This window comes from Pseudomonas sp. MF6755 (assembly GCF_016405635.1).
In the GTDB taxonomy this organism is placed as follows: Bacteria; Pseudomonadota; Gammaproteobacteria; order Pseudomonadales; family Pseudomonadaceae; genus Aquipseudomonas; species Aquipseudomonas haemolytica.
In genome coordinates, this window is the sequence record NZ_JAEKDA010000009.1 from 1 (window position 1) to 9,456 (window position 9,456).

7 protein-coding genes are annotated in these 9,456 nt (G+C 60.0%); 5 read left to right on the top strand and 2 right to left on the bottom strand.

Annotated features, from left to right (window positions below; genetic code table 11):
* The first annotated feature begins 272 nt into the window (after positions 1-272).
* Positions 273-2,165 (top strand): penicillin-binding protein 2, encoded by a 1,893-nt coding sequence (mrdA, locus tag JFT66_RS13315; RefSeq protein ID WP_153838506.1) that lies wholly within the window; start codon positions 273-275, stop codon positions 2,163-2,165.
* Here the strand turns inward: mrdA and JFT66_RS13320 are convergent.
* A complete protein-coding gene (locus JFT66_RS13320; protein ID WP_034118965.1) occupies positions 2,162-2,569 on the bottom strand; it encodes a GFA family protein in 408 nt (135 codons plus the stop codon). The genes mrdA and JFT66_RS13320 overlap by 4 nt on opposite strands.
* Positions 2,570-2,668: 99 nt before the next feature.
* Here JFT66_RS13320 and JFT66_RS13325 point away from each other — a divergent pair, with 99 nt between their 5' ends.
* Positions 2,669-3,136 (top strand): SRPBCC family protein, encoded by a 468-nt coding sequence (locus tag JFT66_RS13325; protein WP_034118966.1) that lies wholly within the window; start codon positions 2,669-2,671, stop codon positions 3,134-3,136.
* A gap of 40 nt (positions 3,137-3,176) precedes the next feature.
* On the opposite strand, the gene JFT66_RS13330 is transcribed toward JFT66_RS13325, so the two are convergent.
* Positions 3,177-5,390 (bottom strand): TonB-dependent receptor, encoded by a 2,214-nt coding sequence (locus tag JFT66_RS13330; protein WP_153838504.1) that lies wholly within the window; start codon positions 5,388-5,390, stop codon positions 3,177-3,179.
* 218 nt (positions 5,391-5,608) lie between these two features.
* Here JFT66_RS13330 and JFT66_RS13335 point away from each other — a divergent pair, with 218 nt between their 5' ends.
* The 3 genes from JFT66_RS13335 (at position 5,609) to JFT66_RS13345 (ending at position 9,406) form a co-directional block, all read left to right on the top strand.
* Positions 5,609-7,966 (top strand): DNA polymerase II, encoded by a 2,358-nt coding sequence (locus JFT66_RS13335; RefSeq protein ID WP_034118968.1) that lies wholly within the window; start codon positions 5,609-5,611, stop codon positions 7,964-7,966.
* 87 nt (positions 7,967-8,053) lie between these two features.
* On the top strand, positions 8,054-8,686 hold the full coding sequence (locus JFT66_RS13340) for a glutathione S-transferase family protein (RefSeq protein WP_034118969.1): 633 nt from the start codon (positions 8,054-8,056) through the stop codon (positions 8,684-8,686).
* A 153-nt stretch (positions 8,687-8,839) separates the two neighbouring features.
* Positions 8,840-9,406 carry a DUF4174 domain-containing protein gene (locus tag JFT66_RS13345; protein WP_198859393.1) on the top strand — a complete coding sequence of 189 codons (567 nt, stop codon included), beginning with the start codon at positions 8,840-8,842 and terminating at the stop codon, positions 9,404-9,406.
* Positions 9,407-9,456: the final 50 nt, after the last annotated feature.

The window sequence follows — 9,456 nt, forward strand, 5'->3', positions numbered from 1 at the left end:
AGTGAAACGATGCATCGCCGATGGTAGTGTGGGGTTTCCCCATGTGAGAGTAGGTCATCGTCAAGATTAAATTCCGAAACCCCAATTGCGAAAGCAGTTGGGGTTTTGTTTTGGGCGCTTGAAAAGTCGGCAGCCTCGCCTAAATAGCGTGCCGTTGGGGAAATCAATGCAAAGTGTTTCTGCATTTTTGGTATGGTGCAGCACATTTTCACAAGGATTGATCTTTATCCGCAGGAAGTGGCGTCGACCTTTTTCAACGAGATGCTGTAGAAATGCCTGAACCAATACCTATCAAGGATCACGAAAAAGAAAACCGCCTGGTCAACAAGCGCTTGCTCGCCTGTGCGCTGCTGGTGATTGGTATCACCTGCGCCCTGGTGGGGCGCATGTATTTCCTGCAGGTGGTGCAGTACGACTACCACTCCACGATCTCGGAAAACAACCGAGTCCATGTGTTGCCTATCACACCGACTCGCGGCTTGATCTACGACCGCAATGGTGTGGTCCTGGCCGACAACCGCCCGAGTTACAACCTGACTATCACCCGTGAGCGCACCACCGACCTGAAGGGTGAACTGGACGCAATCGTGAATCTTCTGCACTTGCCTGCCGAAGACCGCGCCGTCTTCGATAAGGCGCTTAAACAGGCCCGTCACCCGTTTGTCCCCGTCACGTTGTTCTATGAGTTGACCGAAGAGCAGATCGCTGTGTTGGCCGTCAACGAGTTCCGCCTACCTGGCGTGGACGTCGAGCCACAATTCGTCCGCCACTATCCGCTGGGCGCCCACTTTGCCCACTCCATCGGCTACGTCGGCCGTATTAACGAAAAAGAATCCAAGACCCTCGACTCCGTGGAATACCGCGGTACCCAATCCATCGGTAAAACCGGGATCGAGCGCTTTTACGAGTCTGAGCTGCACGGCCATGTCGGTTATGAAGAGGTCGAGACCAACGCCCAGGGTCGCGTATTACGGGTGCTCAAGCACACTGATCCGGTTCCTGGCAAAAACATCGTCCTGAGCCTCGACGTCAAGTTACAGGAAGCCGCCGAAGAGGCCTTGGGCGACCGTCGTGGTTCGGTGGTTGCCCTGGACCCACAAACCGGTGAAGTACTGGCGATGGTCAGCAAGCCGAGTTTCGACCCCAACCTGTTCGTCACCGGTATCAGCTTCAAGGAATACGCCGCGCTGCACGACTCGATAGACCGGCCGCTGTTCAACCGCGTACTACGCGGGCTCTACGCCCCGGGCTCAACCATCAAACCGGAAGTGGCCATCGCCGGCCTCGACAGTGGAGTTGTCACCCCACAAACCCGGGTGTTCGACCCCGGTTATTACCAACTGCCGGACTTTGATCACAAATACCGCAACTGGAACCACAGTGGCGATGGCTGGGTGGACATGGACGCGGCCATCATGCGTTCCAACGACACTTACTTCTACGACCTGGCCCATAAACTCGGCATCGACCGCCTGCACGACTATCTAGCCGAGTTCGGCCTCGGTCAGAAGGTGTCCCTGGACATGTTCGAAGAGTCCGCCGGGCTGATGCCATCCCAGGCCTGGAAGCGTGCGACCCGGCGCCAGCCGTGGTTTCCAGGTGAAACCGTTATCCTCGGTATCGGCCAGGGCTATATGCAGGTAACGCCGCTGCAACTGGCCCAGGCCACTGCATTGATCGCCAACAAGGGTGTATGGAACCGCCCACACCTCGCCAAGACCATCAATGGCGTGCCTCCCGTGGATGAGAACCCGATGCCCAACGTAGTCCTCAAGGATCCGCGCGACTGGGAACAGGTCAACCATGGCATGCAATTGGTGATGCACGACCCACGGGGTATCGCCCGGGCCGCAGCACAAGGTGCCCAATACCGCATCGCCGGCAAGAGTGGTACTGCCCAGGTGGTGGCGATCAAGCAGGGTGAACGCTATAACCGCAACAAGACTTTGGAGCGTCATCGCGATAACGCCTTGTTCGTTGGCTTCGCGCCGGCCGAACATCCGACAATCGTGATTTCAGTCATGATCGAAAACGGTGAGGCCGGTGGCCGCGTGGCTGGCCCGGTAGTGCGACAGATCATGGACGCCTGGCTGCTTGACCAGGAAGGCCATCTCAAGCCGCAGTATGCGACACCAGCCAAGGCGCCAGGCGACCCACGCGTCTAAGTCAGACCTTCCCACTCTTCCCAGCGCGCGACGCCGTCATAGGCAAGCCAGGGCACCTCATGGGCCGTCCAGATATGCGAGGTGGGCCTGACTCCCGGATCATCGTCCAGCGTCGCCACCCGCACAATCACATGAGGCTGATACCCACGTTCGGCGATCAAATGTGAGCCGCAGCGTGAGCAGAAATGCCGGCATTTGCCCGGTGAAGATTCAAAGGACGACAGCAGCTCTTCACCGTGCGTCCAGCGAAAATGCTCACGCATCACCCCGGCCGTGGCGACAAACGCGGCCGCATGTGCCTTGCGACAGCTTTCGCAGTGGCAGTGGCTGATGGGCATGTCCAGGCTGTCCACTTGGTAGCGCACACCTTTGCACAAGCAACTTCCGCTCAATGGGTCAGTCATAACCTAAGGCCAGGTCAAGGATGGGGTCATCATCATGGCGCACAACTGAAGGTTGCGCATTGGTTGATGTCGCCTACTGTTCAATGGAGGAGGTGACTTATGCACGTATTAGATCGCATCGAACGAAAGGTCCTGCTCAACGCATCACGTAAACAGGTGTGGGAGGCACTTACGCAGGCCGAGCAATTTGGTGATTGGTTCGGTATTGCGCTCAGGGGTAAAAACTTTGTCGCCGGGGAAACCATCCAAGCGCCGATTACTTACCCAGGCTACGAACATGTGGTGTGGAAGGCCAGGATCGAGCGCATCCTGCCGCAAACCCTGTTCTCTTTCTGGTGGCATCCTTTCGCGGTAGAAGAGGGTGTGGACTACGACAAGGAAACACCGACCCTGGTGGAGTTCACCATTGAGGATCGCGCACCGGGCATCCTGCTGCGGGTCGTCGAGTCGGGCTTCGACAATGTCCCCGAGGCTCGGCGCCAGAAGGCTTTCAAGATGAATTCCCGCGGCTGGGACGAGCAAATGGGCAACATTGAAAGCTACCTGAGCCCAGCCGGACCAAAGTGATGGAATGCAGGGGGAAATCATCCCTCACATGTTTAAGCGTTTAGAAATCAATCGTCGCCGACAACTTCGCCACCCGCGGATCGCCCTGGCTCAGGAAGCCGCCCTGGGCCGACTCCCAGTACTTCTCGTTGGCGACGTTCTCTACCGTGGCGCCAATTGTCACATCGCGCTGGTCCAGCGTGAAGGTATAGCGCGCGCCCACGTCGAAGCGGTTCCAGGCCGGCAAGCTAAGGTTGTTGGCTGCGTCGGCGTACTGGCCGCCGGTGCGCAACATGCGCCCGTTGAGGGTCACACCCTGCAGGCCAGGCACATCCCAATCCACCCCGGCGTTGAGCTGGAATGAAGGTACGCCGATGGCCCGGTTGCCGTCGTTGGCGCCGTTGAGGGTGCCCTTGAGTTCGGTCTTCATCAGCGTCACCCCGCCCAGCAAGCGCAGGCCACTGACCGGTTCACCGAAGACGTTCAGTTCGACGCCCTTGTTGATCTGCTGCCCCTCACGCACGTAGCGGGCCGTGGTGGCATCGATGGCCTCGGCATACCCCGCGCCGGGTTGCTCGATACGGTAGACACCCAAGGTCGCGCCATAAGTACCCATGTCCACCTTGACGCCTGCTTCGATCTGCTTGGAGCGAGCAGGCGCATAGGCTTGCCCGCCACCGATGACCGTCAGTTCTCCTGATTTGAGTGGCGATGTCGGGCCCTGGGCCAGGCCTTCGATGCGGTTGGCATACAGCGACACATGCTCCCACGGCTTGAACACAATGCCGTAGACCGGTGTAGTGATCGATTCGTCATAGTTGGCCGTGCGGGTACCGCTCATGTAGTTGTAGCTCTGCACCACCATCTGCTGGCGACGTGCGCCCACAGTCACCAGCAGGCGGTCATCGAAGAAGCCCAGGGTGTCGGAAACCGCTGCACTACGTACGAAGGTCTTGCCGGTGATGGTCGGGTCGCTGAAGTCAGTGCCCGGGGTATTGCGTGGGCTGTTCAGGGCCGGTGGCGCGCCGGTCACGGGGTTATAGATATTGGTCGGGGTTTTGGCGCTGGCGAACACATAGGCGTTGCGCGCCTCGGTCCAGATGCCGGCCAGGCCGAAGTTGAGCCGATGGCTGACGGGGCCGGTCTGGAACTTGCCGTTGAGGCCACCCATCGCACTGGTGTTGTTTTCTTCGTGGGCAATAGTCGAGCCACTGGCGCTGGCATTGCCGAGATTGTCGCTCAGGGTCACAGACGAATAGCGCCCCATTTCACGGCTATGCTTGGCACCGGCTGCCACATAGGCGGTCCAGTTTTCGTTCAGGTCGTACTCGGCACGCAGCATCCCCAAGGTGTCTTCAAGGTTGGTGCTGCTCCAGCTTGGCGCGTAGTTGGTGTCTGCCGACGGTGCATCCGGCACATGGGTGATCTTGCCGAGGAATACCGAGTTGCGTCCGCCGTTGATACGTTGCTTCTGATACACAAAGTCACCCGACAGCCGCAAAGCATCGCCGCGGTAATCGAGGCCGACGGCAAACAGCTTCGAGCGCTGGTTTTCATCGTCAATGCCGGTATCGCCTTCGCGCTGAGACAGGTTGACCCGTGCGCCGAATCGGTTGTCTTCGCCGAACCGCTGACCAATATCCAAGTGCTCGCCAATCCGGCCATCGCTACTGATGTCGGTGCTGAAACGACGCAGCGGCACATCATCGGCACGCTTGGGTTGCAGGTTGACGCCGCCGCCAATCCCCGAGCCCGTGGGCGTGACGCCATTGATAAAAGCGTTGGGGCCCTTGAACACTTCCACGCGCTCCAAGGCGTCAGTGGACATGATCTGGCGCGGCAGGATGCCGTACAAACCGTTGTATGAAATGTCGTCGCCACTCAACGGCAGGCCACGGATCATGAAGGTCTGGGCCTGGTTCGCATACCCCGAAGCCTGGCGCACTGAGGAGTCATTGAGCAGCACGTCGCCGACGGTTTCCGCTTGCTGGTCGCGAATCAGCTTCTCGGTATAGGAGGACATGCTGAAGGGCACATCCATGATGTCCTGATTACCCAGTACACCCAGTTGGCCGCCGCGCGCAACCTGGCCACCTGCAAACTCGGGTGGCAATGCAGTGGGCGCGGGCGCTTCAGCATTGATGCTGGTGGCTCCTAGCTCCAGTGCGTCATCCGCACCCGCTGGCGGTGCTGCATGTGCAGCAAAACTCAGGGAGCAGCAAAGGGCGAGCAGAGTGGGGCGAAACGGCAAAGCGGGAGGGTTACTGATGGGCATGGTCGATCCTGACGGCGAACCGTCAATGGTGAGGAAGTGGGCAACAACGTTGCGCTTCCTCACTGCGCGGATACGACTCCGGCGCAAATGATAGTAATTATTATTATCGGCGTGCAACAAAATTTTGAGATTGCGGTCTGCGTGCGCGTTAACGTGCCGCGTTTGCACGGATGCCGAGTAGAATCACGCCCTTAAAGCGATTCTTGAGGTGCGGTACGGTGGATTTACAGCAGGGTTTTGTTCTGACCCGGCATTGGCGCGATACCCCGGCGGGCACGGAGGTCAGTTTCTGGCTGGCCACCGACCATGGGCCTCGCTGCATTCGCCTACCCGCGCAAACCTCGGTGATGTTCATCCCCGAGGCGTACCGCAAGCCGCTCGATTGGCTGCTCAAGGGCGAGCGCGATCTCGAGTTGCGCCCGTTGCAACTGTGCGACTTCCACCACCGCCCGGTCCTGGGCCTCTATGCTCGCCAGCATCGCCAGTTGATGGACATCGAAAAGCGCCTGCGCAGCGCCGGGGTCGATGTCTACGAAGGCGACGTACGCCCACCCGAGCGCTACATGATGGAGCGTTTTATCACCGCCCCCGTATGGTTCGGCGGCACGCCCGACGCGAGTGGCACGTTGCTCGACGCGCAGATGAAGCCCGCCCCCGACTACCGCCCGCCCTTGAAGCTGGTGTCCCTGGACATCGAGACCACCGCCCAGGGCGACCTCTATTCCATCGCCCTTGAAGGTTGTGGCGAGCGCCAGGTGTACATGCTCGGCCCGCCGAACAAAACCGACGCCGTAGACTTCAAGCTCGACTATTGCGACACCCGCGCCCAACTCCTCGAACGTCTCAACCAATGGCTGGCCACCTTTGATCCCGACGCGATCATCGGCTGGAACGTGGTGCAGTTCGACTTGCGCGTTCTCCACGAACACGCCCAACGCCTGAACGTGCCGCTGTTGCTGGGCCGTGGCGGTGAAGCCATGGCCTGGCGCGAACACGGCAGCCGCAATCACTACTTCGCGGCGGCGGCGGGGCGGTTGATCATCGACGGCATCGAAGCCTTGCGCTCGGCCACCTGGAGTTTTGAGTCCTTCAGCCTGGAAAACGTCGCGCAAACCCTGCTCGGCGAAGGCAAGGACATCTCCACGCCGTACCAGCGCATGGACGAAATCAACCGCATGTTCGCCGAGGACAAGCCCGCCCTGGCACGCTACAACCTCAAAGACTGCGAACTGGTCACGCGGATTTTCGAGAAGACCGAGCTGCTCAAGTTCTTGCTGGAGCGAGCCAGCGTCACCGGCTTGCCGGCCGACCGTAACGGCGGTTCGGTCGCCGCATTCACCCACCTGTACATGCCGCTGATGCACCGCCAAGGCTTCGTCGCGCCGAACCTGGGCGACAAACCGCCCCAAGCCAGCCCTGGCGGGTTTGTCATGGACTCACGCCCGGGCCTTTATGAGTCGGTGCTGGTACTGGACTACAAAAGCCTTTACCCGTCGATCATCCGCAGTTTCCTGATTGACCCCGTGGGCTTGATCGAAGGCCTCAAGCACCCTGACGACAACGACTCGGTGGAAGGCTTTCGCGGTGCGCGTTTCTCCCGCACTCGACACTGTTTACCGTCCATCGTTACCCGAGTGTCCGAAGGCCGCGAAGAGGCCAAGCGCGAACACAATGCGCCGTTGTCCCAGGCCCTGAAAATCATCATGAACGCCTTCTATGGTGTGCTCGGTTCCAGCGGCTGTCGGTTCTTCGACACCCGGCTGGCGTCCTCGATCACCCTGCGTGGGCACCAGATCATGCGCCAGACTCGCGAGCTGGTTGAGGCCCAGGGTTACGAAGTGATTTACGGCGACACCGACTCCACCTTCGTCTGGCTCGGCAGTGCCCATTCCCCGCAGGACGCCAATCGCATTGGCCTGGCGCTGGTGCAGCACGTCAACGACTGGTGGCGTGCGCACCTGAGCAACGAATACGGCCTGCAAAGCGCTCTGGAACTGCAATACGAAACCCACTTCAGCCGCTTCCTGATGCCGACCATCCGGGGTGCCGAGGAGGGCAGTAAAAAACGCTACGCCGGCTTGGTCGTGCGCGACGATGGCAGTGAAGATATGGTCTACAAGGGCCTGGAAACCGTGCGCAGCGACTGGTCGCCCCTGGCCCGGCAATTCCAGCAGGAACTCTACCAGCGCATCTTTCATCGCCAGCCCCACCAGGAATACATCCGCGACTATGTGCGGCGTACCTTGAGCGGCGAATTCGACGAGCTACTGATCTACCGCAAACGCCTGCGCCGGCCCTTGCACGACTACGAACGCAACGTCCCGCCCCACGTGCGAGCGGCGCGCCTGGCGGACGAGTACAACGACCGTCTGGGACGCCCGCGCCAATATCAGCGCGGCGGGTGGATCAGCTATGTGATCAGCGTCAACGGCCCGGAACCGCTGGAAGTGCGGCAAGCGCCCATCGACTACGACCACTACGTCACCCGTCAATTGCAGCCCGTGGCGGACGCGATCCTGCCGTTCGTGAATGACGATTTCGGCACCCTGGTGGGCGGGCAGATGGGTCTGTTCTAAAACCCTTGCGAGGCATTGCGAGATTCGCAATGGCCCCAGGTGAAGGCCCACTTACAGATCAAGCTATTGCGATAGGAGGAAATGCCCATGTACACGCTGTATGGCACTGACGAGTCCGGTTCCTGCATGATCGAAATCGCCCTGCAGCGCTGCGCGGTGCCCTGGCATCGCGTGGACGCCAGTTCATGGCAGGACGGCGAGGGCAGTGATGCCCTTGCACGCATCAATCCGCTCAAGCAGATCCCTACCCTGGTGACTCCCGATGGTCAGGTACTGACCGAAAGCGCCGCCATCCTGATTCACCTGGGCCTGGAGTATCCCGACGCCGAGCTGCTGGCCGGCAATCGTGCGCAGATCCTGCGCGGCTTGCTGTACATCGCTGCCAATTGCTACGCGGCGATTGGCATCATCGACTATCCGCAGCGCTGGCTGGGCAACGCAGATGAGGCATTGCAAGCGCAATTGATCACGGGCACGCGGCGCTATCTGCACCAGGCGTGGGTGGTGTTTGCCGAGCAGTTTGCCGATCAATTGTTCACGGCCAACAACGCACCCAACGCACTGGGCATCATGGCCGCGGCGGTGTCGCGTTGGGATGAGGCTCGTGAGGTGCTGAGCAGGCTGGCGCCGGGGTTTGCCCAGACCCTGGAGCGGGTGGATGCCGACCCTGTCGTGGCACCCGTTTTTGCCCGGCATTGGCCTGATTGGACCGCCTCGTAATCAGAAGAAACAATGACACTCGCTACTACCCAAGCCCTTGCGTAGCGGGCGTCCTAACCTACGCTTCTTCAAGTGATGTAGGAATCATCCTTGAATTTGACTGTCGCAGACATGAAACTCAAGAACCCTGCATGGAATTCAAAGGAGGTGCGCATGCTCATCCGGTCGCTGACCCTGGCTACCTTGATGGCTTTTACGGGGCCGTTGTTGGCCGCTGATGATAATCCGCTCAAGCAGGAGTTGGGCAAAACACGCCCGCTGGTGGTCGTGGAACTTGATGCTGGAAACCCGACACTGGCAACGCTGAAGAAACAACTGGAAGAGGCTGCCACCAAGCAGTCCTTCGAAGAGCGCAGCATGGTGTTCTACACCGTGAAGTTCGGCAGCATTGGCGCCGAGGGGGAGAAGTTCGCCAAGGACGCCAAGGACAACAAGAAGCTCACACCGCCGGAAACCAACGCGCTGATCCGTGCACTCAAGCTCGGCGCCGGCAGCGGCACCAAGGTGATCCTGATTGGCAAGGACGGCGAGAAGAAACTCGAGAAGACCGTGCCACCGGATAACCTCGACCTGAAGGACTTCTTCGGCGCCATCGACCAAATGCCGATGGCCGAGAAAGAAGCGGCTGCGCCGGCTGCGCCAGAACCTGCGCCTGCCAAGAACCCTACCAAAGCGGGTAAGGCAACCAAGCCGGCTGCGGCTCAACAGCTGGATGACTGAGTCTGCGCAGGGGCTGGCTTACCAGCTCCTGCACCGGCGTATGCAGCAGT